This is a genomic window from Paenibacillus sp. FSL R7-0331 (assembly GCF_000758645.1).
GTDB lineage: Bacteria > Bacillota > Bacilli > Paenibacillales > Paenibacillaceae > Paenibacillus_AQ > Paenibacillus_AQ camerounensis.
This window is the reverse complement of record NZ_CP009284.1, coordinates 6,243,107-6,268,327: the sequence shown is the minus strand read 5'-3', so window position 1 is coordinate 6,268,327 and position 25,221 is coordinate 6,243,107. Positions and strand designations below refer to the sequence as shown.

Here is a 25,221-nt window from a genome sequence, read left to right as displayed (position 1 = left end):
TCGGAGGATGTTAAATTTCTTTGGCGTAGGCTGCGCTTGGCAGCTTTGAAATTGCGACATAAAGGCTGGACGGAGTGTCTCCGCTGTTACGGTATGCAAATACTTCATCGTCGGCAATGTGGATAACTTCGCCTTCTCCAAATCTTTGATCGGCATCATTCACAGTAATGGTGCCTGTACCCTGGATGGCATAAATGTACACATCTGCTCCGGGGTGAGTATGTGCCGGAAGCTTTTGGCCTGGCATGAAATTAAGCACGAACACTACACTGTCTCCCTTTTGAAACAGTACTTTTTTCGTAAAACGCTCCTCCAGATGTTGGATAGCTTCACTGATATTTTTCTTTTCCATAGTAATCTCCTGCTTTCATTTGGTTTTCCCCTAAGGGTTAGAGCTTCACTTCATACTCGCAATATTCATCGCCGGTCGCATTGCATTTAATTTCTCTTACACTTACTCTACGGCCATACAGTTTAGTCAATGCTCCTTCCAGGATGGCTCCTTCTAAATCACATATCATTTTTTCTTCTTCCAAAGTCGGCAGGCCCTTGCAGAAGCAGTCCTCAACAGCAATGTTTATCTTGTGCTCGTCGGAATAGACGATCTGCGGGATGCCGATTTTCAGTTCTTCAAAAAGAGCCAGCAGCTCATCCACACTTTTTACCGGAAGGCTTTCTCCAATTTTTCTTCCTACAGTAAGAGTTGTGCCTTTTCCGCCCATAGGGAGACCTTGGTTCATGCCGATAAGTCTGATTGTCCGGAATAGCTCCAGCGGTACCATGTTACCTAGTCTGGATCTATCCATCTTTTGCATATCCTCAAATGTATATTGCTGCATAGCTGTCCATCTCCTCTTCTTCTCTCTCTAACAATATTGTGCAGGAAATGAGTCATAAAATCCTTGATGCAGATCAAGTTTTCAACATTATTGTGATTGGAGTCACCGGGCGGCTTATGTAATCCTGATATGTTAGCTTCAGGTAGTCAGGGAGGAACGATAAGAGATGAAATGCAATACGTGCCATAAAGATTCCTGTATTCGTCAGGTGCCGGTGTTTCTTGCTTTGCCTGATCACGAGCTGCTTAAGGTCGAATCCATCATAGAGTCTGAGTATTATACAAAGGGCAGTGTGGTGTTTAGGGAAGGAGAGCAGTCTGAATCTTTATTTGTTGTTAATAACGGGTTGATAAAATTGACCCAAACCAGCAAAGAAGGGAAACAGCATATTCTCCGCTTTCTTTTTCCGGGGGATTACTTTGGCCAGTTTGCCCTGCTTCATAATAAACAGCATTATGCTACAGCCGAAGTGGTGGAGGGCGGATATATCTGCCGGATGCGGAGGGAGGATTTCATGCCTTTGCTAGCAAGCAATGCGAATCTTGCTTTCAGCTTTCTGAAGTCCGTCAGTGAGCAGCTGCAGCAGGCGGATGAGCTGGCTGGGGCACTGCATATTTTTGAAGCGGAAAAAAGACTTGCACGGTTGCTGCTGCATCTATATTCCAGACGGTCGCTATCTTCCGGCGGGGAAGAGGAGTACCCAATGCTTCATCTGCCGGCGGCCAAAAAAGAGTTCGCAGCGATGATCGGCACGACGCCTGAAACACTTAGCCGTAAGCTGAATCAGCTGGAGTCGCTGGGACTGATTAGGGTAAACAACCGAACTGTAATGATTTTGGATATACTGGCTCTGTCGCAAATTGCGGAAATCACCGAATAGAATGTATGTTCCTGTTCCGCGAGTTTATCTGATGAACATCGATGATCAAACTCTATCATTCTATAAAACGACATAAAGCGACATTATTCTGCGTGAAACCGCAGTATATCCAACATTATTCTACAAAATAATACTTAAAATTCTTTACAATTATCTCTCCCATAGGTTAGAATATTGCTATATTTGCAATGCTGATTTTTAGGAATTCAGGGAGAGTGGAAGTATGGGGAAATGTCCTTTTTCTTTTATGCATGGCATTCAATCAAGTAAGAATAATGAAGAACCTCCCGACGCACACTCCAAGGACAGCAAGCCTATCGCCCCCCTCTCCACACCAGCTTTTCATACACTGAACGGGCATGATGAGCTGAATGAACAGATGCGAATGATTGACCTTACTGAGGAAGATCTAAGCCTCTTACGCTTGATGAAGCCTACGGTGGAAAGAGAAATAGACTATATTACCGACCAGTTCTACAACACTGTACTCGGTGTAGATAAGCTCGAGACGATCATTCTTGAGCACAGCAGCATCGAACGTCTGAAAAAAACATTAAAGCTGCATATTATTGAGATATTCGACGGGAATGTGGATGAACAGTATATTGCCAAACGGCTGATGATAGCCAAGATTCATAAAAGGGTGGGGCTAGAGCCTAAATGGTATCTCTCGGCATTCCAGAACCTTCAGAACGTTTTTATAACAGTGATGTATGGAGAGAGCCTTAAGGATAACGAACGGCTTAAAGTGGTTCAGACCCTGACAAAACTTCTCAATCTGGAGCAGCAGCTCGTGCTTGAAGCCTATGAGAAGGAGAACATCAGGGAGAAGGAAGAGCAATACCTTGTGGTAAAGAATGAACTAAAGCAGAAGATTGCTGAATTCAGCGGTGAACTGATTGATCTCAGCATGGATACTAACGCCGCTGTAGAGCAGCTGGTGGCCAGCAGCAATGAAGTGAATAACACCTTCCGCCGCACAGCTTCTACAGCTGTGGAGTCACGTGAGATGGCTAAGGATGGACAAGGGCAGCTCGGCAGCCTGAGCGGCCAGATTAACCTTATATATGAGAGCACGAATGAGATGGAACGTTCAGTGAATGAGCTTAACAGCTCTTCCCGGCAGATTCAGCGGATTGTGGCTGCGGTGCAGGATATCGCCGATCAGACCAAAATTCTTTCACTTAACGCTACAATTGAAGCAGCGCGCGCCGGAGAACATGGCAGGGGGTTCAGTGTAGTGGCGAGTGAAGTCAGCCGGCTGGCTGAGGATACCAAAAGCACGGTTGTGCGGATCGGCGATTTAACTCAGCAATCAGCCGAGCTGACCAACCAGGTAGTCCAGGAGATCCGCAAGGTGCAGGAGCTGACAAGGAGCGGCAAAGAGCAGTCAGTCGAGACCAGCAGGTTGTTCAGTGTAATCGTTGACTCCATGCAGGCCAGTACACAGGAAATCGTGGTAGTTGAAGAAGAGATCAAAGTATTAATACAGACAATAGAAGGAATAGGCTCAACTACGGCGCAAAGTGCTGCGTCAGCGGAGTATTTTAAGTCGGCTACCGATAATCTTTAGTCAGGCATAATGAACCTTATTTATATAGAAGAAAACAATGTGCAAAAAGAACCGGCTGGGGCGTCCTGAAAAGGATGACACAGCCGGTTTTGCGATAAGGAAGGGCCATGAATCGTGCGGTACATAACTGAATTGCATTTTGAAAATAAAATCGTACTGTTTTCTATTTTCGCTTGCAAAGTAGGCAACTATTATATATAATAATAAATGTTGTTCTGAGACGTTGCGATGATGTGAGAGGTTACTGACACACCCGGCCCCTTTGCCATGAGGTCGACGTCGGAAAATTTTCACGGAGTATGTCCGATAATAAATTGGGCGATAGAAGGAGGGACTAAAATGGCAAAGCAAAAAATTCGTATCCGCTTGAAAGCATACGACCACAGAATTCTTGATCAATCCGCAGAGAAAATCGTTGAAACAGCAAAACGTTCGGGTGCTGGTGTATCCGGGCCGATCCCGCTGCCAACTGAGAAGCAAATTATTACCATTCTCCGTGCGGTACACAAGTACAAGGATTCCCGTGAACAGTTTGAACAGCGGACTCACAAACGTCTGATCGATATTGTGAATCCAACACCACAAACTGTGGATGCCTTGATGCGCTTGGATCTACCGTCCGGTGTAGATATCGAAATCAAATTGTAATTCCAACAATAAGTAATTAGGAAAAGAAAAGAGGTGTCAACATGAAAGGTATCTTAGGAAAAAAACTCGGTATGACTCAAGTGTTTACTCCAGAAGGTAACGTGATCGCAGTATCGGTTATCGAAGCTGGACCTTGTGTGGTACTGCAAAAGAAAGACCTGAATATCGACGGATATGAAGCAGTGCAGTTGGGTTTTTCCGATAAGAAGGAAAGCCGCTCCAACAAGCCTGAACAGGGTCACGCCAAAAAGGCAAATGCTACACCTAAGCGCTACGTTCGCGAAATTCGCGGTGTTGACCTCGGGGCACTCGAGGTTGGACAAGAGCTGAAGGCTGATATCTTCACTGAAGGCGAATTTGTTGACGTAACTGGTACTAGCAAAGGTAAGGGATTCCAGGGTAACATCAAACGTTGGGGTCAAAGCCGCGGACCAATGTCTCACGGCTCGCGCTACCACAGAAGACCTGGTTCCATGGGTTCCATTCAAGCTAACCGTGTTCCTAAGGGCAAACGCCTTCCGGGTCACATGGGTCACACAACCGTAACGGTTCAGAAGCTTGAAATCATCAAAGTGGATGTTGAACGTAACGTACTGCTGGTTAAAGGTGCAATTCCAGGACCTAAGAACAGCTTCGTGAAAGTTAAAGAAACTGTTAAGAAATAATTACCCAAGAAAGGAGGAACATGAAATGCCAAAAGTAACACTTTTTAATATCAGTGGTAACGAAGTTGGCGAAGTTGAACTGAGTGATTCAGTGTTCGGTATCGAACCGAACGTGCATGTCCTGCACGAAGCTGCACTTATGCAAAGAGCTTCCCTTCGTCGTGGTACGCACAAAGTTAAAGGACGTTCTGAAGTTCGTGGCGGCGGACGTAAGCCTTGGAAACAAAAAGGTACAGGTCGCGCTCGTCAAGGCTCCATCCGTTCTCCACAATGGAAAGGCGGTGGCGTAGTCTTCGGACCAACTCCACGCAGCTATTCCTGGAAACTGCCTAAGAAAGTTCGCCGTTTGGCCATCAAATCCGCGTTGTCCTCGAAAGTTATCGGGAATGACATTATCGTGCTTGATAGCCTGACACTGAATGCTCCGAAGACGAAAGAATTCGCAGCCATTCTGAACAACCTGAAGGTAGACAGCAAAGCGTTGATCGTAGCTCCAAGCTATGATGATAACGTAGCGCTTTCCGCTCGTAACATCCCTGGGGTGAAATTCGTAGCGGCTGACGGCATTAATGTTCTTGACGTACTGACGTACGACAAACTGATCATCACTAAAGAAGCAGTTCTGAAGGTAGAGGAGGTGTTCGCGTAATGAAAGATCCTCGTGATATTATCAAACGTCCGGTGATTACGGAACGCACATCCGAATACATGAGCGAATTGAAATACGCTTTTGAAGTGGATATCCGTGCTAACAAGACCGAAATCAAAAAAGCTGTCGAGGCTATTTTTAAAGTAAAAGTCGTTAGTGTGAACACAATGCGCGTACCTGGTAAATTGAAACGTTATGGCAAATACTCCGGATACACTCCAGAGTGGAAAAAAGCCATCGTTAAACTTAGCCCGGACAGCAAACCGCTTGAATTCTTTGAAGCGGTAGAATAATACTCTTGAAGTAAGGAGGAAACTACAGTGCCAATCAAAAAGTACAAACCGACCTCTCCGGCAAGACGCGCTATGTCCGTGTCTACGTTTGAAGAAATCACAACAAACCAGCCAGAGAAATCGTTGCTTGCACCGCTGAGCAAAAAAGCCGGCCGCAACAACCAAGGTAAAATTACGGTTCGTCACCATGGCGGCGGACACAAACGTAAATACCGTATTATCGATTTCAAACGGACTAAAGACGGCATACCAGGTAGCGTTGCTACAATCGAGTATGACCCGAACCGTACTTCCAACATTGCTTTGATCCACTATGCTGACGGAGAGAAACGTTACATTATCGCTCCAAAAGGCCTTAAAGTTGGGGATAAAGTAGAATCCGGCCCTGCAGCGGATATCAAAGTTGGTAACGCACTTCCACTGGCTAACATTCCAGTCGGTACAGTTATCCACAACATTGAGTTGAAACCAGGCAAAGGCGGACAGTTGGTTCGTGCTGCTGGTACAGAAGCTCAATTGCTCGGTAAAGAAGAAAAATACGTATCCGTTCGTTTGAACTCCGGTGAAGTTCGCAGAATTCTGAGCGTTTGCCGTGCAACAATCGGATCCGTGGGTAACGAAGATCATGAATTGATCAAAATCGGTAAAGCCGGACGCAGTCGCTGGCTCGGCCAACGTCCTGAAGTTCGCGGGGTAGTAATGAACCCTAACGATCACCCACACGGTGGTGGTGAAGGCCGCGCTCCAATCGGACGGAAATCGCCTATGTCTCCATGGGGCAAACCAACCCTTGGCTACAAAACGCGTAAGAAAAACAAGGCATCTGATAAATATATCGTTCGCCGCCGCACGAAATAAGACGCTTCTGGCATTAAGACAAGCGCGAAGCGTCGATTCGCGGTTTGAAGAACCGGATGAAGGGAGGATTCATACATGGGTCGCAGTTTAAAAAAGGGGCCGTTTATCGATGGCTACCTGCTGAAAAAAGTTGAGGAACTGAACGCATCAGAGAAGAAAGTTGTAGTAAAAACCTGGTCCCGTCGCTCAACAATTTTCCCTCAGTTTATCGGACATACGTTTGGTGTATATGACGGCCGTAAGCACGTGCCAGTATACGTAACGGAAGATATGGTAGGTCACAAGTTGGGCGAGTTCGCGCCAACACGTACTTACAAAGGCCATGCGGGTGACGATAAGAAAACAAGAAGATAATTACAGGTCTTCGTTCGAGAGGAGGGAAAATAAATGGAAGCAAAAGCACATGCTAGATCGGTGCGGATTTCTGCTCGTAAAGCGAAACTGGTTGTTGACTTGATTCGCGGCAAGCAAGTGGGGGAAGCAATTGCAATTCTTCGCCACACTCCAAAATCCGCTTCTCCGGTAGTTGAAAAGCTGCTTAACTCGGCGATTGCCAATGCTGAGCACAACTACTCCATGGACGTAAACAGTCTGTTCGTTAGCGAGATTTTCGTTAACCAGGGTCCTACTATGAAACGTTTCCGTCCGCGCGCCATGGGCCGTGCAAGCCGGATCAATAAACGTACCAGCCACATTACTTTGGTGGTATCTGAGAAATAAGGAGGGATAACACGTGGGTCAAAAGGTAAATCCAGTCGGACTCCGAATCGGTGTCATTCGCGATTGGGAATCTAAATGGTATGCAGGCAAAGATTTCGGTACTCTTTTAATGGAAGACGTCAAAATCCGTGAATACCTTAAAGGAAAATTGAAGGATTCCTCTGTTTCCCGCATCGAGATCGAAAGAGCGGCAAGCCGAGTGAATGTTACAATTCACACTGCTAAACCAGGTATGGTAATTGGTAAAGGCGGAGCAGAAGTAGAAGTACTTCGCAACGCAGTTACAGCTATCGCCGGTGGCAAAAAGGTTCACATCAACATCAACGAAATTAAGCACCCTGAATTGGATGCTATTCTTGTAGCTGAAAGCATTGCACAACAGCTGGAGCGTCGTGTATCGTTCCGTCGTGCTCTGAAACAAGCAATTCAAAGAACTATGCGCTCCGGTGCAAAAGGAATCAAAACTCAGGTTGGCGGACGTCTTGGCGGCGCTGAGATTGCCCGTTCAGAAGGTTATAGCGAAGGAACAGTTCCACTTCATACGCTTCGTGCCGATATCGACTACGGAACGGCTGAAGCACATACTACTTACGGCCGTATCGGTGTAAAAGTATGGATCTACCGTGGAGAAGTTCTTCCCCCAGCTAAGAAACAAGCTGCTCAGGAAGGAGGCAACTAATCATGTTGGTACCAAAACGCGTTAAACACCGCAAGCAACAACGCGGTCACATGAAGGGTATGGCTAAGGGCGGTACAGAACTTAACTTCGGCGAATTCGGCCTGCAAGCTCTGGAACCATCTTGGATCACTAACCGTCAGATCGAAGCTGCCCGTATTGCAATGACACGTTACATCAAACGTGGTGGTCAGGTCTGGATTAAGATTTTCCCGGATAAGCCAATTACTCAGAAGCCTCTTGAGGTTCGTATGGGTAGTGGTAAAGGTAACGTTGAGAAATGGGTAGCAGTAGTTAAACCGGGTAAGATTATGTTCGAACTCGGAGGCGTGTCGGAAGAAATCGCTCGTGAAGCGATGCGTCTTGCCGCTCACAAGCTGCCTGTAAAGACTAAGTTTGTGAAACGTGAAGAAGTGGGTGGTGAAGCAAATGAAAGCTAATGAACTTCGCAACTTAACCACTGCCGAGATTGAACAAAAGATCGCTGGTTTCAAAGAAGAACTTTTCAATCTCCGTTTCCAATTGGCTACCGGTCAGCTGGATAACCCTACTCGGATTCGTGATGTGCGCAAGGAAATAGCTCGTGCTAAAACCGTTATCCATCAAAGAGTACTTGGGATTAGTTAAGTGAGGGCGGATCACCAGATCCGTAATCAGGAAGGAGGCTAACTATGAGCGAAGAACGTAACGCACGTAAAGTGCTGATCGGTAAAGTAGTCAGCGACAAAATGGATAAAACCATTGTAATTGCTGTTGAAACCTATAAAAAGCACAACCTGTACCACAAACGCATCAAGTCCACGAAGAAATTCAAGGCACATGATGAAGGTAACGTTGCGAAAATTGGTGATGTTGTGAAAGTCATGGAAACTCGTCCATTGTCTAAGGACAAACGTTGGAGACTTGTTGAAGTGGTAGAAGCAGCGGTTATCATCTAAGATAATCAGACAGTTTTTCCGGAAGGAGGAAATTAATAATGATTCAACCATTTACACGTTTGCATGTGGCTGACAACTCTGGTGCGAAGGAACTGATGTGTATCCGCGTACTGGGTGGTACTGGACGCCGTACAGCAGCAATCGGTGATCTGATTGTTTGTTCCGTTAAACAAGCAACACCAGGCGGCGTTGTCAAAAAGGGTGATGTTGTTAAAGCGGTAGTCGTTCGTACTAAACGTTCTGTACGCCGTAAAGACGGTTCATACATTTCTTTTGACGAAAACGCAGCTGTTGTTGTTAAAGACGACAGAAGCCCACGCGGAACACGTATCTTCGGACCAGTTGCTCGCGAACTTCGCGATAAGGACTACATGAAGATCGTTTCCTTGGCACCGGAAGTAATCTAAAATATTCCCCAAAAAGTGACGTGAAGCTCTGAGGTGAATACCGATTACTTTTCGGGGGCCCCAAAGACTCCCACGGCTCTTTATTGAGAAGGTCAGTTATAGGAGGTGTAATCAATGCCTAGAGTGAAAAAAGTTCTGGAATCCCATAACAATAAACTGCACGTGAAAAAAGATGATGTGGTGCTTGTGATCAGCGGGAAAGACAAAGGTAAAAAAGGCCGTGTCATCGCTGCTTATCCTCGCGAAAACCGCGTTCTGGTAGAAGGCGTAAACATGGTGAAAAAACACCAGAAGCCTAACCAGCTGAATCCGCAAGGCGGAATCATCGAGCAGGAAGCTTCGATCCATGTGTCCAACGTAATGCACATCGATCCGAAGAGCGGTAAAGTAACACGTATCGGTTACAAAGTGCTCGATAACGGTAAGAAGGTTCGGGTAGCTAAGAGATCCGGAGAGATTATCGACTAATTAGTCCTAAAGAAAGGAGGTAAATCTTCATGGCAGCAAGAATGAAAGAACGTTATTTGAATGAAATTACACCTGCTCTAATGCAGAAGTTCAACTATACAACTGTTATGCAAGTACCTAAGATCGAGAAGGTTGTCATCAACATGGGTGTGGGTGACGCTGTTCAGAACTCCAAAGTACTGGATGCTGCAGTTAACGACATGCAATTGATCTCTGGTCAAAAGCCAGTAATCACTAAAGCAAAGAAATCCATCGCCGGTTTCAAACTGCGCGAAAACATGCCGATCGGGGTTAAAGTTACACTGCGCGGCGAGCGCATGTACTACTTCCTGGACAAATTGTTCAACGTAACGCTTCCACGCGTACGTGACTTCCGCGGTGTATCCACCAAAGCCTTCGACGGCCGTGGTAACTACACGCTTGGTCTTAAAGAACAACTGATCTTCCCGGAAATCGAGTATGACAAAGTGGATAAGGTGCGCGGTATGGACATCGTTATCGTAACTACTGCAAAGACGGATGAGGAATCCCGTGAGCTGCTGAATCAGCTGGGAATGCCTTTCGCTAAGTAACAAATATCCATTTTCTCCGAAACTGTTTAGGAGGTGTCAGGCTAAAGTGGCAAAAACTTCGATGAAAGTCAAACAACAACGCGAACCTAAGTTCAAAGTGCGTGCATATACACGTTGTGAGCGTTGCGGTCGTCCACATTCGGTACTGCAAAAGTTCAAAATTTGCAGAATTTGTTTCCGTGAGTTAGCTTATAAAGGCCAGATCCCTGGCGTGAAAAAAGCAAGTTGGTAAGAAGTTTATAACCGGGAAGGAGGTTTACACACATGACTATGTCTGATCCTATTGCAGATATGCTTACTCGTATTCGTAACGCTAACATTGTGCGTCACGAGACAGTAGAAATGCCTGCTTCTACTATGAAAAAACAAATCGCGGACATCCTGAAGCGTGAAGGCTTCATCCGTGATGCGGAATTCGTTGAAGACAGCAAACAAGGGATTATCCGTATCTTCTTGAAATACGGCCCTAACCAGGAGCGCGTTATCACTGGTCTGAAGAGAATCAGTAAGCCAGGTCTTCGTGTTTACACGAAGAGCAACGAAGTGCCTCGTGTACTTGGTGGCCTGGGAATCGCGATTATCTCCACTTCTAAGGGAGTTATGACCGACAAAGAAGCTCGTCAATCCAAATCCGGCGGAGAAGTTGTCTGCTACGTATGGTAATAAACGTCACAAGATAAGGAGGTGCAACACATGTCTCGTATTGGTCGCAAACCAATCGCAGTACCTAGCGGTGTAGATGTCACTTTAGACAACGCCGTTATTACAGTAAAAGGTCCTAAAGGCACTTTGACTCGTGAACTTCATAAAGACATGAAGGTTACAGTTGAAAATAACGAAATTACCGTTGTTCGCCCGTCGGACAACAAATTGCATCGTTCACTTCACGGCACAACCCGCTCCGTTGTCAACAACATGGTGAGCGGTGTGACTGAAGGTTTCTCGAAATCTCTGGAGCTGGTTGGGGTCGGATATCGTGCAAGCAAATCCGGAGATAAAATCGTTCTGAACGTTGGTTACTCCCACCCGGTTGAAATTACACCGGAAGCTGGTATCGAGTTCGAAGTTCCTGCGAACACGAAAATCATCGTTAGAGGTATCGATAAAGAACGCGTTGGTGCTTATGCTGCTAAGATCCGTTCCGTACGTGAACCAGAACCGTATAAAGGTAAAGGTATTAAGTACGAAGGCGAACGTATTATCCGTAAGGAAGGTAAAGCCGGTAAGAAGAAATAATCGGCTTACTCTTCTTCATAAGATACCCCGTGCATCGTAAAGTGAAGCTGCTATGCAGCAAACTGAAGGGAGTGAAATGGAAGTCATGATTACAAAAGAGGACAAAAACAAGGCTCGTCTCAAAAGACACCTGCGGGTACGTAAAAAGATCCAAGGAACTGTTGAGCGTCCACGTTTGAACGTGTTCCGTTCTTCGAAACACATCTATGCTCAACTGATCGATGACGTGACAGGCGTTACAATCGTATCTGCCTCCACTCAAGATAAAGAACTGAGCGCAACAATCGGCAATGGCGGCAGCGTTGAAGCTGCAAGCAAAGTGGGTAAACTGGTCGCTGAGCGCGCTAAAGCAAAGGGTTATGCAGTGGTTGTATTTGACCGCGGCGGATACTTGTACCATGGACGGATTCAGGCTTTGGCTGATGCAGCTCGCGAAGCTGGTCTTGAATTCTAGAATATTTCTAAAAGGAGGTTAACGACTTGCGTGTAGATCCGAACAGTTTAGAGCTGACAGAAAGAGTTGTACACATTAACCGTGTAGCAAAAGTTGTAAAAGGCGGACGCCGTTTCAGCTTTAGTGCACTTGTTGTTGTGGGCGACGGCAACGGCTATGTCGGTGCGGGTATCGGTAAAGCCGGTGAAGTTCCGGATGCCATCCGTAAAGGCATTGAAGACGCTAAGAAAAACCTGATTCACATTCCAATCGTAGGAACTTCGATTCCTCACCTCGTTACTGGACATTTCGGCGCAGGACGCGTGCTGCTGAAACCAGCTTCCGAAGGTACTGGCGTTATCGCCGGCGGTCCTGTTCGTGCAGTATTGGAATTGGCAGGCGTTGGCGACATTTTGACAAAATCTCTGGGTTCTTCGAATTCCATGAACATGGTCAATGCAACTTTAGAGGGTCTTTCCCGTCTGAAGCGCATTGAAGAAGTCGCGAAACTTCGCGGCAAATCTGTCGAAGAATTACGCGGTTAAGGAGGGGAACGTCAATGGCTAAATTGCAAATCACCCTCGTTCGCAGTGTAATCGGTCGTCCACAGACACAACGTGTTACTGTTAAGACGCTCGGCCTGGGCAAAACCAACTCGACCGTGGTTCACAATGACACTCCTGCAATTCGCGGAATGATCAACAAAGTGGGCCACTTGCTGTCCGTAACAGAAATTGAAGGCTAAATGCCTCGCATAAATTAACAAACATAAGGAGGTGCAAACGATGAAGTTACATGAACTTGCTCCAGCTCCTGGATCCCGTAAAGAACGCAACCGCGTTGGTCGCGGACCAAGTAGCGGTAACGGTAAAACGTCCGGACGCGGTCATAAAGGTCAGAACTCCCGTTCAGGCGGTGGTGTTCGTCCTGGCTTCGAGGGTGGTCAAAACCCGCTCTATCGTCGTCTGCCTAAACGTGGTTTCATCAATCCTACCCGTAAAGAGTATGCGATTGTGAACCTGGAAGATCTGAACAGCTTTGCTGAAGGAACTGAAGTGACTCCACAGTTGCTGATTGAAACTGGTGTTGTCAAGAATTCCAAGAGCGGCATCAAGATCCTCGGCAATGGCGAACTGGCCGTTAAATTGACTGTACAAGCAAATAAGTTCTCTCAATCTGCGGTAGAGAAAATCGAGGCTGCCGGCGGTAAAACCGAGGTGATCTAATGTTCAAGACGCTTAAGAATATATGGCATGTTGAAGATTTGCGCAAAAAGATCCTGTTTACCCTGTTCGTTCTGATCATCTACCGCATCGGTTCGTTTGTACCGGTTCCCGGTGTGAACAAAGAAGTACTGGAGACAGCAAATCAGGGCGGCGAAGCCTTGATGGGTCTTTTGAACACCTTCTCGGGCGGAGCGCTCAAAAACTTCTCGATTTTTGCGATTAGTATTTACCCGTACATTACAGCATCCATCATCGTGCAATTGCTCTCGATGGATGTTGTTCCCAAGTTTGCCGAATGGGCTAAGCAAGGGGAGCACGGGAAAAAACAACTGGCACAAATCACCCGGTACGGTACAGTTGTACTCGGTCTGATTCAAGCGTTTGCGACCTCCATCGGGTTTAACCGGATTTACGGCACTGAGATGATTCCAAATGCAACCTTTGCTGATTACCTGCTGATTGCGATCATACTGACTGCAGGTACATCGTTCCTGATGTGGCTTGGTGAGCAGATCACTGAAAAGGGAATAGGAAACGGGATTTCGATCCTGATTTTTGCGGGGATCGTCGCCGCCATTCCGGGATATATCACGACTACGGCGCAATCAAGCTTTATTCAGCCGGATCAGATGTTCCTGAATATTCTTAAAGTCGTTATCGTACTGATTGTGCTTGTGGCAATTGTTGTCGGAGTTATCTTCGTACAGCAAGGGATTCGTAAGATTCCTGTGCAATACGCCAAACGAGTAGTCGGTAACAAAATGTACGGTGGACAGAATACACATATTCCGCTTAAAATCAATGCGGCAGGTGTTATTCCGGTAATCTTCGCTGTATCATTGCTTCAATTCCCAATTGTAATTTCAAGCTTCTGGTCAACCCATGAATGGGCTAAATGGATCACCAACAACCTTGCTCATGATAAGCCGCTCGGTATGGTCCTTTATGTGATCATGATCATCGGATTTACGTTCTTCTACACGTTTGTTCAGATGAATCCGCAGCAAATGGCTGACAACATGAAAAAGAATGGTGGATACATTCCGGGTATTCGTCCAGGTAAAGCAACTGAGAAATATCTGACTAGAGTAATGTCGCGTCTGACTATGTCCGGTGCGTTGTTCCTGGCAGTGATCTCTGTAATGCCGGTACTCTTTGGTTCACTATCCGGGTTGCCACGTGAAGTACAGATTGGCGGTACCGCACTGCTGATCGTGGTCGGTGTAGCACTGGATACGATGAAACAGATCGAGAGCCAATTGATCAAACGCCATTACAAAGGCTTCATCAACAAATAGGCGATAGGTTCCGGTGAAGCTAAGGTCTACTTACTTGCCGGCACCTATTGTGCTGTTTCTTGCTTGGTGGCGAACTTTTGGGGGGAGAAGAGAGAAACGTGAACATTTTATTCATGGGCCCTCCTGGGGCAGGCAAGGGAACACAGGCAGCTGTCATTGTAAAAGAACTTGGTATTCCGCATATTTCGACAGGCGACGCGTTCCGGTTAGCAATTAAGGAGCAGACACCCGTCGGGCTGAAAGCCAAGTCCTATATCGATCAAGGCTTGCTTGTACCTGATGATGTGACCATTGGAATCGTTGAGGAACGGCTCCAGCAGTCCGATTGCGAAAAAGGTTTCTTATTGGATGGTTTTCCAAGAACCCTTTCGCAAGCGGAAGCGCTGGAAGAGCTTTTAAGCCGTGCCGGCACTTCACTGGATCATGTGATCAACCTGAATGTGGACCGTGGACTGCTGATGGCGCGTCTTACCGGACGCCGGATCTGTAAGGTTTGCGGTGCATCCTACCATCTGATTTTCAATCCGCCGAAGCAAGAAGGCATTTGCGATATTGATGGCGGGGAACTGTATCAACGTCCGGATGACAACGAAGAGAGTGTAGGCAAGCGCCTGGATGAGTATGATAATAAGACAGCGCCTTTGCTTGCATTCTATGAGAATAAAGGTCTGTTGCGCCAGGTAAACGGAGAGAACGAAATCGACGTCGTTACTTCCGAAATTGTATCTTTACTGCGGGGTTAATGTAATGATCATTTGTAAATCCGAACAGGAACTTGCCTTTATGAGGGAAGCTGGTCGAATTGTTGCCGAGAGTCACCGGTTGATTGCCAAGGCCATTGAGCCTGGAATCACCACCGGAGAGCTCGACAGAATCGCCGATCAATACATTCGCAGTCAAGGTGCAGTGCCGTCTTTCAAAGGTTACAACGGTTTTCCTGCCAGCATTTGCGCTTCAGTCAACGAACAATTGGTGCATGGATTTCCGGGCAAACGCAAACTGATCGAAGGCGACATTGTTACGCTGGACATTGGTGCTGAGTACCGCGGTTATCACGGTGACTCCGCTTGGACCTACGGAGTAGGCAGCATTTCTGATGAGGCCCAGCGTCTGCTGGATGTCACAGAAGGCTCCTTGTACGCAGGACTGGCGTTAGTCAAGCCGGATGTGCGCTTGTTTACAATTTCCCATGCGATCCAGCAGTACATCGAGGACGCCGGATTCTCCGTCGTGCGCGAGTATGTTGGCCATGGCATCGGGGCAAAACTGCATGAAGAACCGCAAATTCCGAACTATGGCATAGCGGACCGCGGGCCACGTCTGAAGCCGGGTATGGTACTCGCGATTGAGCCGATGGTAAACGCAGGGGACAGATATGTCAGAACTCTGGAAGATAACTGGACGGTCGTTACGGTAGACGGTTCACTCTGTGCCCACTTTGAGCATACAGTAGCAGTTACACCGGACGGCATGGAAATTTTCACAAAACTGAATGCGTAGGTGATCTTCACGTGAGTACCGGGAGCAGCCCGCAGGTTGGTCAGATCGTGAGAATTCTCAAAGGCAAGGATGCCGGAGAGGCTGCCGTTGTTATCGCAGTTGTTGACAGCAGGTTTGTATTCATTGCTGACGGGGACAAACGAAAGTTTGACGGGCCGAAGAAGAAGAATATTCATCATCTGGAGCTCATACCCTTCATAAGCAGTGAGGTTGTGAACAGTTTGGAAGAAACCGGCCGGGTAACCAATGGAAAACTGCGGTTCGCAGTGATGAAATATGGCAATCCAGCTGGAATAAGTGCTTATGAGAAAGGAGACTAACTGTGGCTAAAGAAGATGTCATTGAGGTAGAAGGAACGGTCATTGAGCCGTTGCCGAATGCAACATTTAAGGTTGAGCTTGAGAACGGTCATCAAATTCTTGCCCATGTGTCCGGGAAATTGCGGATGCACTTTATCCGTATCCTAACCGGAGACAAAGTGGTCGTGCAGTTATCGCCTTATGATTTATCAAAAGGCCGTATAACTTACCGTAAATAGATGGGAACTACAACGAAAGTTTTGCGTCGCAAAACTTTGAGGAGGTAATTAACATGAAGGTAAGACCTTCTGTGAAGCCCATTTGCGAAAAATGCAAAGTCATCCGCCGCAAAGGGACTGTTATGGTAATTTGCGAAAATCCGAAACACAAACAAAAACAAGGTTAAGAAGGGGGTGTAGCGTAAAATGGCTCGTATAGCTGGTGTGGATTTGCCACGTGACAAACGCGTTGAGATCGCCTTGACTTATATTTTCGGAATCGGTAAAACGACTTCCCAGAAAATTCTTAATGAAACAGGCATTAACGTTAACACACGTGTCCGTGATTTGACGGAAGATGAAGTCAGCAAACTGCGTGAAACGATCGACAAATCGGTCAAGGTTGAAGGTGACCTGCGTCGTGAAATTTCCTTGAATATTAAGCGTCTTACTGAGATCGGGTGTTACCGCGGTGTTCGTCACCGTCGTGGATTGCCTGTTCGCGGTCAACGCACTAAAACCAATGCTCGTACCCGTAAAGGCCCGCGCCGTACGGTAGCAAACAAAAAGAAATAAGAAGAGGTGATAAGAGACAATGGCTAAACCGAAAAAAGTCGTACGTACAAAACGTCGCGACCGGAAAAATATCGAGTCTGGCGTGGCACATATCCGTTCCACGTTCAATAACACTATCGTTACGATCACGGACCCTCACGGAAATGCAATTTCCTGGGCAAGCTCCGGTGGTCAAGGATTCAGAGGTTCCCGTAAATCGACTCCATTTGCAGCGCAAATGGCAGCCGAATCTGCTGCTAAAGCAGCTATGGAACACGGCATGAAGTCCGTTGAAGTTATGGTTAAAGGACCGGGTGCGGGCCGCGAAGCTGCCATCCGTTCCCTTCAGGCCGCTGGCCTTGAAGTAAACCTCATTAAAGACGTAACTCCGGTTCCTCACAATGGATGCCGTCCGCCAAAACGTCGTCGCGTATAGTGAAATCAGAATTGTGATTGTGGTATAATTCTGACGCATCTGCTAATAATAGGTGTTTAGGCATACTACATGATACACCTGATGGGGTGACAGTTTCATATAGGAGCGACGTTTGAAGGAGGGGTACACTCGTGATAGAAATCGAAAAGCCGAAGATTGAGACCGTAGAAGCCAATGATGAAGGAACCTATGGGAAATTCGTAGTTGAACCGCTGGAACGTGGATATGGCACGACTCTGGGGAACTCACTTCGCCGGATTCTGCTGTCCTCCCTACCGGGAGCCGCAGTGACTTCGGTCCAAATTGACGGCGTTTTGCATGAGTTCTCGACCGTTCCTGGCGTAATGGAAGATGTGACGGAAATCATCCTGAACCTAAAAGCTCTTTCCCTGAAGATTCATTCAGACGAAGAGAAAGTGTTCGAGATTGATGCTGAGGGTGAAGGCATTGTTACCGCAGGTGATATCCGTGCGGACAGCGATGTTGAAATCCTCAACCCGGATCTTCATATTGCAACGCTGGGACCTGGCGCGAGACTTCACATGCGCATTTTTGCAGGCCGTGGTCGCGGCTATGTCCAAGCAGACCGGAACAAACGCGACGATCAGCCAATCGGTGTAATTCCGGTTGACTCTATCTACACTCCGATTTCCCGCGTAAACTATGTCATTGATAACACTCGTGTCGGACAAGTGACTAACTATGACAAGCTGACGCTGGAAGTTTGGTCAGATGGCAGTATCAGACCGGAAGAGGCAGTAAGCCTCGGAGCCAAAATTTTGAACGAACACCTTGTTTTATTCGTAGGTCTTACGGATGAAGCGAAGGACGCCGAAATTATGGTAGAAAAAGAAGAAGACAAAAAAGAAAAAGTGCTTGAGATGACAATCGAAGAGCTTGATCTTTCTGTCCGTTCCTACAACTGTCTCAAACGTGCCGGTATTAATACCGTACAAGAGCTTACTACGAAAACTGAAGAAGATATGATGAAGGTTCGTAATCTGGGCCGCAAATCTTTGGAAGAAGTTCAAGAGAAGCTTGAAGAGCTTGGTTTGGGTCTGCGTACAGAAGAATAGTAATTCAATTGCTTGAGTACTTGAGTGAAGGAGGGAAAACAAATGGCATACCAAAAATTGGGCCGTGATTCCAGTGCACGTAAAGCATTGTTCCGTGACATGGTAACGGATCTGTTCCTATACGAGCGCATCCAGACAACGGAAGCCAAAGCGAAGGAAGTTCGTTCCATCGCTGAGAAACTGATCACTAAAGCTAAGAAGGGCGATCTTCATGCTCGCCGTCAAGTAGCTGCTTTTGTTCGTCGTGAGACTGTAGATGGTGAACAAGATGCAATCCAAAAATTGTTCTCTGATATTGCTCCTCGTTACACAGAGCGTCCAGGCGGATACACTCGTATCCTGAAGCTGGGACCTCGCCGTGGCGACGCTGCGCCTATGGTTTATCTTGAACTGGTAGACCGCGCGTAGTAATACAAGTCATGATTTCCGATTTGTACTCTTTAAGTTCATGATCTCCGGAGAATGAGCAGTAAGTATTATTGTTATTGTGCTGCAGGGGCGTTAAGACCCTGCTGTCCCAATAACCGCGGGAATCACCTTGTAAAGAGTAGAAGGAGCTCCCGCCGGGGCTCTTTTTTTTAAATATAAGGATGTTTTACGCTGTAAATCATCCTTATATTTCTTGCAGAAACGGCTACCGTCCTGTTAGGACGGATAAGCCGTTTCTACTTGTGATAATGAATTACGGTTAAGTGAGCTGAGCAGCAGCTTGAAAGGAAGAATGGAATGCGCAATCTATTGATGAAGGTCAATTATGACGGAACCCATTATGATGGCTTTCAGACCCAGCCTCAGGGCAATACGATTCAGGATCGGCTGGAGCAGGCAATTCTTCATCTGACCGGTGATGCGCTGAAGATTACAGCCTCGGGACGGACAGATGCGGGAGTTCATGCTTACGGCCAGCCGTTCAACTTCCTGACTTCCTCACAAATTCCGCTGGAACGCTGGTGTCTGGCGCTTAACGCCAGATTACCGCAGGATATCGTTGTTACTGAGGCGAAGGAGGTTCCGCTATCGTTCCACTCACGCAGGGGGGCTAAGCGTAAAACCTACCGGTACACGATTAACGGGAACCGGTTTCCCGACCCGTTCCAGCGGCGCTGGCAGCAGCATCATCCACTGAAGCTGGATGTAACGGCTATGCAGCAGGGATTGGCGCATCTAGTGGGTACCTATGACTACACTTCGTTTGCTTCGCGGAAGTCTACCAAGACCTCCCATGTACGGACGATCTATGAAGCTCATATGGAGATTGACCGCAGTATGTGCCGGCCCGGCTCGGATGATCAGGGAGTTATTCATACTTTTATTACCGGCAGCGGATTTCTGCAGCACATGGTCCGTATTATTATGGGAACGCTGATTCAGGTGGGTGAACGTAAGTACCAGGCGGACAAAGTGGCGGATATTCTGGCTGCATGCGACCGCGCTGCGGCAGGTCCAACGGCTGTTGCCAAGGGGCTTGCACTATGGAGTGTGGAATATGATGAGGACAATGAATAAACGTTCGGTAGACCATTATCTTCTAACAGAAAATAAATGAGATCTGGATTAAAAATCACTTGCACTTGTCATGTTTATGCTGTAATATAAAAGTTGTGTTTTCTTGATGGCTATCCCACAGCCCCGATCAAGAAAATGCCAACCAAACAAGCTTTACTTAACTAACTTAATCGTAATTCCAATGAGAAATTAGATATACGAAACAGATGATTTTCGTACGAGAACAAGGAGGAAACATTCATGCGTACCACCTATATGGCGAAGCCGAACGAAGTTGAACGCACTTGGCACATTATTGATGCCGAAGGCAAAACACTTGGTCGTCTGGCTAGCGAAGCCGCTGCTCTGATCCGTGGCAAACACAAACCGCAATTCACTCCACACGTTGATACTGGTGATTTCGTAATTGTTATCAACGCTGAGAAGATTCACCTGACAGGTAAGAAACTGCAGAACAAGAAATACTACCGTCACTCGATGCACCCAGGCGGTCTGAAAGTAACAACTGCTGATCAGCTGCTGAAGACTAAACCTGAGCGCGTAATTGAATCTGCTGTACACGGTATGATTCCTAAGACTCGTCAAGGCGACCACATGAAGCTGAGACTTAAAGTTTATGCAGGCGTAGAGCATCCACATGCAGCACAAAAACCTGAAGTTTACGAACTTCGCGGATAAGAATAGAGGAGGACAGTTTCATGGCACAAGTACAATACTATGGGACAGGTCGTCGTAAACATTCGGTAGCACGTGTTCGCCTTGTACCGGGTGAAGGACGCATTGTCATTAACAAACGTGAGATGGATGAGTACTTCGGTGTAGAAACACTGAAGATGATCGTAAGACAACCTTTGAACCTGACTGAAACACTGGGCAGCTACGATGTAATCGTACTTGCACACGGTGGCGGCATTTCCGGTCAAGCTGGCGCAATCCGTCACGGGATCTCCCGTGCATTGCTCAAAGTAGACCCTGAATATCGCGGTACGCTGAAGAAAGCCGGCTTCCTGACTCGTGACCCACGTATGAAGGAACGTAAGAAATACGGCCTCAAAGCTGCTCGTCGCGCTCCACAGTTCTCGAAACGTTAATATTCCTTTTCTTTCAAGGATTTCAAGCCTCTGGCCCTTTTGGGTCAGAGGCTTTTTATATTCTCCTGCAGCTTCCGATTTATTCCTGCCAGCGGCTTTAACCCATAATGGAAAAAAGTATTGACTTCAGCGGTGCATCGCTTATACTATTCCATATAAGAATAGTTGGAATTGACGGAACAGGCACTTTTCAGATATTAGGATGGAGGAATACAATAATGAATCTGCTTGAGAAAGAGGATCTGATTAAGGTTAAGGCTGAGGAACTGGAGAGCGCTTCACCCGAAGAAATTATCCGCTGGGCGGTAGAGACTTTTCCTAACATTACATTTGCCTGCAGCTTCGGTGCTGAAGATGTAGTGCTTGTCGATATGCTTCAGAAGGTAAGCCCGTCAACAGATGTATTCTATCTGGATACAGACTTCCATTTTAAAGAAACGTATGAGACCAGAGATGTTATGGCGGATAAATACGGATTGGAGTTTGTCCGGGTATCTCCGCAGATCTCTGTTGATGAGCAGATTAAGCAATATGGTGATAATCTCTGGAGTGTTGATCCTAATCAATGCTGCGCCATCCGCAAAGTAGAGCCGCTTACCCGGATCCTCTCCCAGTATGAAGCATGGATTACCGGTATCCGACGTGACCAGGCTCCGACCCGTGCCAACTCAAAAAAAGTGGAGTACGATTATAAATTTGGTCTGGTAAAGTTTAATCCGATTGCTGACTGGACTTCTGAGGATGTATGGAATTATATCCGTGCTAACAATGTAGTCTATAACCCGCTGCATGACCGTAACTTCCCGAGTATCGGCTGTGAGCAGTGCACCCGGGCTGTAATGCCTGGTGAAGACCCTCGTGCCGGCAGATGGTCAGGTAATGAGAAGACAGAATGCGGATTGCATAAATAATCAGGCACTCATATAAATGTTAATACACAGGAGGAGAGTACCCAGATGACGTCTATACTTCCACACGGAGGAACACTGATTCAGCGTATTGTGGAGGGAGCGCAGAGAGAAGAGCTGCTGCAGCAAGCCTCAGAGAACAAGTCGATTGCAATTAATACATGGACGATATCTGATCTCGATCTGATTGGGGTTGGAGCCTTTTCACCGCTTACCGGCTTCCTGAATGAAGCGGACTACCATTCAGTTGTGAACAATATGCGCCTTTCTGATGGCACAGTGTGGAGTATTCCTATTACTTTGGCTGTAGAAGAGGAGGTTGCTTCCGGCCTTGCGGTAGGGGATACAGTCTCTCTTATCGGTGAGGAAGATGGGGTCATCTATGGTCTGCTCGCTGTTGAGAGTATCTATAGTGTAGACCAGCAGGCCGAAGCTCAGAATGTATTCAAAACTACCGATCCCGCACATCCTGGTGTCAGCAAACTGCTGGCCCGTCCGTCTACCTATGTAGGAGGACCGATCAGAGTGCTTAACCGTCCGCAGCCGGAGAAGTTCGGAGAGTTCTATTTTGACCCTGCTGAGACCCGTAGGATCTTCGCTGAGAAGGCATGGAGAACCGTTGTAGGCTTCCAGACACGTAATCCTGTGCATCGTGCCCATGAGTATATCCAGAAGTGCGCTATGGAGGTTGTAGACGCCCTGTTCCTCAATCCTCTGGTGGGTGAGACCAAATCGGATGACGTTCCTGCCAATGTGCGGATGAAGAGCTACCTGGCGCTGCTGGAGAACTACTATCCTGCTGACCGCACCTTCCTGGGCGTATTCCCGGCAGCGATGCGTTATGCAGGTCCGAGAGAAGCAGTTTTCCATGCCATGGTCCGCAAAAATTACGGCTGCACGCATTTTATTGTCGGCCGGGATCACGCCGGGGTAGGCGACTACTATGGTACCTATGAAGCACAGGAGATTTTCTCCAACTTTACGGCAGAGGATTTGGGAATTACCCCGCTCTTTTTCGAACACAGCTTTTTCTGCGTGAAATGCGGAAATATGGCTTCCAGCAAAACCTGCCCGCATCCGGCAGATCAGCATCTGACATTATCCGGTACCAAAGTGCGCGGACTGCTCCGTGAAGGGAAATGCCCTCCTCCGGAATTCACCCGGCCTGAAGTTGCAGAGATTCTGATTGAGGGTATGTCTGAGCAGGTAAACGTCTAAATTAAAGAGCCGGTACTATTTGGCCCTCTTGTCCCATATAGATGAGTAGAATCTATAGGGACGAGGGGGTCTTTGTTATGTCTGGCCGAAAGGAAGGAAAGGTCTCGGTCTGGATTGCCTGGAGCAGTGTGAAAAAGAGTGTGCTCGGAATGCTGCTGCTGGCCGTGATGATCGGCATCATAGCCTATGATATGCCTACCGCGAAGACGCTGAATTACTGGAGCCTGCCGCTGTCCGGTAAAATAATCGCTATCGATGCCGGACACGGCGGCCCCGACGGAGGGGCGGTCAGCAAGAACGGGTTAATCGAGAAGGATATCAACCTGTCGGTCTCCTTGTATTTGCGGGACTATCTGCAGCAGGCTGGAGCAATCGTAGTTATGACCCGGGAAGGGGACTATGATCTTGCCGGAGAAGCAACAAAAGGCTATTCAAAGCGGAAAACGGAAGATCTGAAGCAGAGGGTCCGCAGTATTGAAGAGGAAGGGGCAGATCTTTTCATAAGCGTACATATGAACAGTGTGCCTTCAAACCGCTGGAGCGGCGCGCAGACCTTTTTTTACCCGAACAATGAAGGCAACAAAGCATTGGCCGGATTTATTCAGGATGAGCTGCGCACGACGCTGGAGAATACCAACCGTGTCGCCAAAACAGTAAATACAGTCTATCTGCTGAAAATGCTGAAAATGCCGGCGGCACTTGTTGAGGTGGGTTTTCTCTCGCATCCCGGGGAGTCCGTCCTGCTTGGAGATGATGTGTACCAGCGGAAGGTTGCTACGAGTATTTACCGGGGAATTCTGGCATATGCAGCGGAGCAGCCGTGAGCTGGGACTACTCATCAGTTAAAGGGTAATGCTATAATAAGACCAAAAACCGGAGCCTTACCCTTCCGGAAAGAAACAGAGGTGCTTTCCATGCAGACCAGGGAACAAATTCAGGAACTATTGCAGCCGCTTACCGACCCGGAATCCGGAAAAAGCCTTATTGATTTGCAGCTGATTCGTGACATTATGATTAAAGAAGACAGAATATCCTTATCGATTGTCTGTCTTGAAGAAGACGAAGCAAGCCGGATGGAGCTGGAGCAGCAGGTGCGTGATCTGCTGACCGGAGGAGGAGTACAGAACATTCATATCAGGCTGCGTGATGCAACTGATTATGAGCGTTCTCTTCTGCGCGGAGAGAGCACACCGGACAAGCAGGAGCAAGAGCAGGGTACGGCACTGAAGGGACACGCAGCAGGCCTTGAGGACCATGAGCTGCTGGATGAGAACTCGGGTGTGAAGTTCATTGCAGTGGCCAGCGGCAAGGGGGGAGTCGGCAAGTCGACCGTAACCGTCAATCTTGCAGTAGCTTTGGCGCGCAAGGGCAAGAAGGTAGGGCTGATTGATGCCGATATCTACGGCTTCAGCATTCCGGATATGATGGGGATAGAAGAAGGTCCGGTTGTAGAGGACGGAACCATTATTCCGGTGGAACGTTTTGGAGTAAAAGTAATGTCGATGGGCTTTTTCATACGTGAGAATAGTCCGGTTATCTGGAGAGGGCCGATGCTGGGCAAAATGCTCCGCCAGTTCTTCAGCGATGTAGGCTGGGGCGAGCTTGATTATATGCTGCTTGATCTTCCGCCCGGTACAGGCGATGTGGCGCTGGACGTGCACCAGATGCTTCCGCACAGCAAAGAGATTATTGTGACTACCCCGCATGCCACAGCAGCCTTTGTAGCGGCCAGAGCGGGTTCTATGGCGCTTCAGACTGATCACGAGGTACTGGGCGTCATCGAGAACATGGCTTATTATGAATGCTCCTCCTGCGGGCAGAAGGAGTATATCTTCGGACGCGGCGGCGGAGCCAGGCTGGCAGAGACGCTTCATGCGGAGCTGCTGGCCCAGATACCGCTTGGCGCACCGGACAACCATATTTCAGAGCCGGACTTTTCACCTTCCGTATACAAAGCGGAGACTAAGACGGCACAGCTGTTTGCGGAGGTTGCAGACAGACTGATTGCCAAATACGAACAATAAGCACTACGCAA

42 protein-coding genes are annotated in these 25,221 nt (G+C 47.5%); 40 read left to right on the top strand and 2 right to left on the bottom strand.

Annotated elements, in window-relative coordinates:
• Nucleotides 1-10: 10 nt before the first annotated feature.
• On the bottom strand, nt 11-352 hold the full coding sequence (locus tag R70331_RS27445; protein ID WP_042181079.1) for a cupin domain-containing protein: 342 nt from the start codon (nt 350-352) through the stop codon (nt 11-13).
• Nucleotides 353-389: 37 nt separating this feature from the next.
• Nucleotides 390-839, bottom strand: coding sequence for a V4R domain-containing protein (locus R70331_RS27440; protein WP_042181077.1), 450 nt, complete (start codon nt 837-839; stop codon nt 390-392).
• A 166-nt stretch (nt 840-1,005) separates the two neighbouring features.
• On the opposite strand from R70331_RS27440, the gene R70331_RS27435 reads away from it, so the two are divergent.
• The 40 genes from R70331_RS27435 to R70331_RS27245 all read left to right on the top strand — a co-directional run bounded on the left by R70331_RS27435 (nt 1,006) and on the right by R70331_RS27245 (nt 25,210).
• On the top strand, nt 1,006-1,719 hold the full coding sequence (locus R70331_RS27435) for a Crp/Fnr family transcriptional regulator (RefSeq protein ID WP_042181075.1): 714 nt from the start codon (nt 1,006-1,008) through the stop codon (nt 1,717-1,719).
• 223 nt (nt 1,720-1,942) lie between these two features.
• Complete coding sequence (locus R70331_RS32245) at nt 1,943-3,292, top strand: globin-coupled sensor protein (protein ID WP_042181073.1); 1,350 nt, start codon at nt 1,943-1,945, stop codon at nt 3,290-3,292.
• A 339-nt stretch (nt 3,293-3,631) separates the two neighbouring features.
• The gene (gene rpsJ, locus R70331_RS27425) at nt 3,632-3,940 is read left to right on the top strand and encodes a 30S ribosomal protein S10 (RefSeq protein WP_017692074.1); all 309 of its coding nucleotides are present in this window, start codon (nt 3,632-3,634) and stop codon (nt 3,938-3,940) included.
• Nucleotides 3,941-3,981: 41 nt separating this feature from the next.
• Nucleotides 3,982-4,605 carry a 50S ribosomal protein L3 gene (gene rplC / locus R70331_RS27420; RefSeq protein ID WP_039877401.1) on the top strand — a complete coding sequence of 208 codons (624 nt, stop codon included), beginning with the start codon at nt 3,982-3,984 and terminating at the stop codon, nt 4,603-4,605.
• Between the two features lie 25 nt (nt 4,606-4,630).
• Nucleotides 4,631-5,254: a 50S ribosomal protein L4 gene (gene rplD / locus R70331_RS27415; RefSeq protein WP_039877400.1), complete on the top strand. Its 624-nt coding sequence runs from the start codon at nt 4,631-4,633 to the stop codon at nt 5,252-5,254.
• A complete protein-coding gene (rplW, locus tag R70331_RS27410) occupies nt 5,254-5,547 on the top strand; it encodes a 50S ribosomal protein L23 (RefSeq protein WP_019908225.1) in 294 nt (97 codons plus the stop codon). The genes rplD and rplW overlap by 1 nt, the downstream gene beginning before the upstream one ends.
• A gap of 27 nt (nt 5,548-5,574) precedes the next feature.
• Nucleotides 5,575-6,405, top strand: a complete 831-nt coding sequence (gene rplB / locus R70331_RS27405) for a 50S ribosomal protein L2 (RefSeq protein ID WP_039877399.1) — start codon at nt 5,575-5,577, stop codon at nt 6,403-6,405.
• A 75-nt stretch (nt 6,406-6,480) separates the two neighbouring features.
• On the top strand, nt 6,481-6,759 hold the full coding sequence (gene rpsS / locus R70331_RS27400; RefSeq protein WP_039877398.1) for a 30S ribosomal protein S19: 279 nt from the start codon (nt 6,481-6,483) through the stop codon (nt 6,757-6,759).
• A gap of 33 nt (nt 6,760-6,792) precedes the next feature.
• Nucleotides 6,793-7,125 (top strand): 50S ribosomal protein L22, encoded by a 333-nt coding sequence (gene rplV, locus R70331_RS27395; protein ID WP_039877396.1) that lies wholly within the window; start codon nt 6,793-6,795, stop codon nt 7,123-7,125.
• Between the two features lie 13 nt (nt 7,126-7,138).
• A complete protein-coding gene (rpsC, locus tag R70331_RS27390) occupies nt 7,139-7,804 on the top strand; it encodes a 30S ribosomal protein S3 (RefSeq protein WP_039877395.1) in 666 nt (221 codons plus the stop codon).
• Nucleotides 7,805-7,806: 2 nt separating this feature from the next.
• Nucleotides 7,807-8,241 (top strand): 50S ribosomal protein L16, encoded by a 435-nt coding sequence (gene rplP / locus R70331_RS27385; protein WP_039877394.1) that lies wholly within the window; start codon nt 7,807-7,809, stop codon nt 8,239-8,241.
• Nucleotides 8,231-8,428: a 50S ribosomal protein L29 gene (rpmC, locus tag R70331_RS27380; protein ID WP_019908232.1), complete on the top strand. Its 198-nt coding sequence runs from the start codon at nt 8,231-8,233 to the stop codon at nt 8,426-8,428. The genes rplP and rpmC overlap by 11 nt, the downstream gene beginning before the upstream one ends.
• A gap of 44 nt (nt 8,429-8,472) precedes the next feature.
• The gene (gene rpsQ / locus R70331_RS27375) at nt 8,473-8,739 is read left to right on the top strand and encodes a 30S ribosomal protein S17 (RefSeq protein ID WP_039877393.1); all 267 of its coding nucleotides are present in this window, start codon (nt 8,473-8,475) and stop codon (nt 8,737-8,739) included.
• 38 nt (nt 8,740-8,777) lie between these two features.
• On the top strand, nt 8,778-9,146 hold the full coding sequence (gene rplN / locus R70331_RS27370) for a 50S ribosomal protein L14 (RefSeq protein ID WP_020427062.1): 369 nt from the start codon (nt 8,778-8,780) through the stop codon (nt 9,144-9,146).
• A 114-nt stretch (nt 9,147-9,260) separates the two neighbouring features.
• Nucleotides 9,261-9,614 (top strand): 50S ribosomal protein L24, encoded by a 354-nt coding sequence (gene rplX / locus R70331_RS27365; protein WP_019908235.1) that lies wholly within the window; start codon nt 9,261-9,263, stop codon nt 9,612-9,614.
• A 29-nt stretch (nt 9,615-9,643) separates the two neighbouring features.
• Nucleotides 9,644-10,186 carry a 50S ribosomal protein L5 gene (rplE, locus tag R70331_RS27360; RefSeq protein ID WP_042181069.1) on the top strand — a complete coding sequence of 181 codons (543 nt, stop codon included), beginning with the start codon at nt 9,644-9,646 and terminating at the stop codon, nt 10,184-10,186.
• Between the two features lie 46 nt (nt 10,187-10,232).
• Nucleotides 10,233-10,418, top strand: coding sequence for a type Z 30S ribosomal protein S14 (locus R70331_RS31320; protein WP_036589425.1), 186 nt, complete (start codon nt 10,233-10,235; stop codon nt 10,416-10,418).
• A gap of 32 nt (nt 10,419-10,450) precedes the next feature.
• Nucleotides 10,451-10,849 (top strand): 30S ribosomal protein S8, encoded by a 399-nt coding sequence (rpsH, locus tag R70331_RS27355; RefSeq protein ID WP_042181067.1) that lies wholly within the window; start codon nt 10,451-10,453, stop codon nt 10,847-10,849.
• A 30-nt stretch (nt 10,850-10,879) separates the two neighbouring features.
• Nucleotides 10,880-11,422: a 50S ribosomal protein L6 gene (gene rplF / locus R70331_RS27350; RefSeq protein ID WP_042181065.1), complete on the top strand. Its 543-nt coding sequence runs from the start codon at nt 10,880-10,882 to the stop codon at nt 11,420-11,422.
• A gap of 85 nt (nt 11,423-11,507) precedes the next feature.
• Nucleotides 11,508-11,876, top strand: a complete 369-nt coding sequence (rplR, locus tag R70331_RS27345; protein WP_081947898.1) for a 50S ribosomal protein L18 — start codon at nt 11,508-11,510, stop codon at nt 11,874-11,876.
• A 26-nt stretch (nt 11,877-11,902) separates the two neighbouring features.
• The gene (gene rpsE, locus R70331_RS27340; protein ID WP_036652980.1) at nt 11,903-12,400 is read left to right on the top strand and encodes a 30S ribosomal protein S5; all 498 of its coding nucleotides are present in this window, start codon (nt 11,903-11,905) and stop codon (nt 12,398-12,400) included.
• A 14-nt stretch (nt 12,401-12,414) separates the two neighbouring features.
• Complete coding sequence (rpmD, locus tag R70331_RS27335; RefSeq protein ID WP_039877387.1) at nt 12,415-12,600, top strand: 50S ribosomal protein L30; 186 nt, start codon at nt 12,415-12,417, stop codon at nt 12,598-12,600.
• Between the two features lie 40 nt (nt 12,601-12,640).
• Nucleotides 12,641-13,081 carry a 50S ribosomal protein L15 gene (rplO, locus tag R70331_RS27330; protein WP_020427058.1) on the top strand — a complete coding sequence of 147 codons (441 nt, stop codon included), beginning with the start codon at nt 12,641-12,643 and terminating at the stop codon, nt 13,079-13,081.
• The gene (gene secY, locus R70331_RS27325) at nt 13,081-14,379 is read left to right on the top strand and encodes a preprotein translocase subunit SecY (RefSeq protein ID WP_042181063.1); all 1,299 of its coding nucleotides are present in this window, start codon (nt 13,081-13,083) and stop codon (nt 14,377-14,379) included. Before rplO ends, secY begins: the two co-directional genes overlap by 1 nt.
• 98 nt (nt 14,380-14,477) lie before the next feature.
• Nucleotides 14,478-15,122, top strand: coding sequence for an adenylate kinase (locus tag R70331_RS27320; protein ID WP_042181062.1), 645 nt, complete (start codon nt 14,478-14,480; stop codon nt 15,120-15,122).
• A 4-nt stretch (nt 15,123-15,126) separates the two neighbouring features.
• Nucleotides 15,127-15,879 (top strand): type I methionyl aminopeptidase, encoded by a 753-nt coding sequence (gene map / locus R70331_RS27315; protein WP_042181060.1) that lies wholly within the window; start codon nt 15,127-15,129, stop codon nt 15,877-15,879.
• A gap of 11 nt (nt 15,880-15,890) precedes the next feature.
• On the top strand, nt 15,891-16,199 hold the full coding sequence (locus R70331_RS27310) for a KOW domain-containing RNA-binding protein (RefSeq protein WP_042181058.1): 309 nt from the start codon (nt 15,891-15,893) through the stop codon (nt 16,197-16,199).
• Nucleotides 16,200-16,201: 2 nt separating this feature from the next.
• Nucleotides 16,202-16,417 carry a translation initiation factor IF-1 gene (infA, locus tag R70331_RS27305; protein WP_018753971.1) on the top strand — a complete coding sequence of 72 codons (216 nt, stop codon included), beginning with the start codon at nt 16,202-16,204 and terminating at the stop codon, nt 16,415-16,417.
• A 53-nt stretch (nt 16,418-16,470) separates the two neighbouring features.
• Nucleotides 16,471-16,584: a 50S ribosomal protein L36 gene (gene rpmJ, locus R70331_RS27300; protein WP_003322638.1), complete on the top strand. Its 114-nt coding sequence runs from the start codon at nt 16,471-16,473 to the stop codon at nt 16,582-16,584.
• Between the two features lie 19 nt (nt 16,585-16,603).
• A complete protein-coding gene (rpsM, locus tag R70331_RS27295) occupies nt 16,604-16,972 on the top strand; it encodes a 30S ribosomal protein S13 (protein ID WP_042181056.1) in 369 nt (122 codons plus the stop codon).
• 19 nt (nt 16,973-16,991) lie between these two features.
• Nucleotides 16,992-17,387 (top strand): 30S ribosomal protein S11, encoded by a 396-nt coding sequence (rpsK, locus tag R70331_RS27290; RefSeq protein WP_039877381.1) that lies wholly within the window; start codon nt 16,992-16,994, stop codon nt 17,385-17,387.
• 131 nt (nt 17,388-17,518) lie between these two features.
• On the top strand, nt 17,519-18,463 hold the full coding sequence (locus R70331_RS27285) for a DNA-directed RNA polymerase subunit alpha (RefSeq protein WP_042181054.1): 945 nt from the start codon (nt 17,519-17,521) through the stop codon (nt 18,461-18,463).
• Between the two features lie 42 nt (nt 18,464-18,505).
• Nucleotides 18,506-18,871, top strand: a complete 366-nt coding sequence (gene rplQ / locus R70331_RS27280; RefSeq protein WP_019908254.1) for a 50S ribosomal protein L17 — start codon at nt 18,506-18,508, stop codon at nt 18,869-18,871.
• A gap of 318 nt (nt 18,872-19,189) precedes the next feature.
• Nucleotides 19,190-19,969 carry a tRNA pseudouridine(38-40) synthase TruA gene (gene truA / locus R70331_RS27275; protein ID WP_042181052.1) on the top strand — a complete coding sequence of 260 codons (780 nt, stop codon included), beginning with the start codon at nt 19,190-19,192 and terminating at the stop codon, nt 19,967-19,969.
• Nucleotides 19,970-20,209: 240 nt separating this feature from the next.
• Entirely contained in the window at nt 20,210-20,647 is a 438-nt protein-coding gene (gene rplM, locus R70331_RS27270; protein ID WP_042181050.1) for a 50S ribosomal protein L13, read from the top strand.
• Between the two features lie 20 nt (nt 20,648-20,667).
• Nucleotides 20,668-21,060: a 30S ribosomal protein S9 gene (rpsI, locus tag R70331_RS27265; RefSeq protein WP_036692433.1), complete on the top strand. Its 393-nt coding sequence runs from the start codon at nt 20,668-20,670 to the stop codon at nt 21,058-21,060.
• Nucleotides 21,061-21,278: 218 nt separating this feature from the next.
• Nucleotides 21,279-21,971 carry a phosphoadenylyl-sulfate reductase gene (locus tag R70331_RS27260; protein WP_042181048.1) on the top strand — a complete coding sequence of 231 codons (693 nt, stop codon included), beginning with the start codon at nt 21,279-21,281 and terminating at the stop codon, nt 21,969-21,971.
• Nucleotides 21,972-22,016: 45 nt separating this feature from the next.
• Nucleotides 22,017-23,186 (top strand): sulfate adenylyltransferase, encoded by a 1,170-nt coding sequence (sat, locus tag R70331_RS27255; protein ID WP_042181045.1) that lies wholly within the window; start codon nt 22,017-22,019, stop codon nt 23,184-23,186.
• A gap of 77 nt (nt 23,187-23,263) precedes the next feature.
• Complete coding sequence (gene cwlD, locus R70331_RS27250) at nt 23,264-24,010, top strand: N-acetylmuramoyl-L-alanine amidase CwlD (protein WP_042181043.1); 747 nt, start codon at nt 23,264-23,266, stop codon at nt 24,008-24,010.
• Between the two features lie 90 nt (nt 24,011-24,100).
• Entirely contained in the window at nt 24,101-25,210 is a 1,110-nt protein-coding gene (locus tag R70331_RS27245; RefSeq protein ID WP_042181041.1) for an Mrp/NBP35 family ATP-binding protein, read from the top strand.
• Nucleotides 25,211-25,221 lie beyond the last annotated feature (11 nt).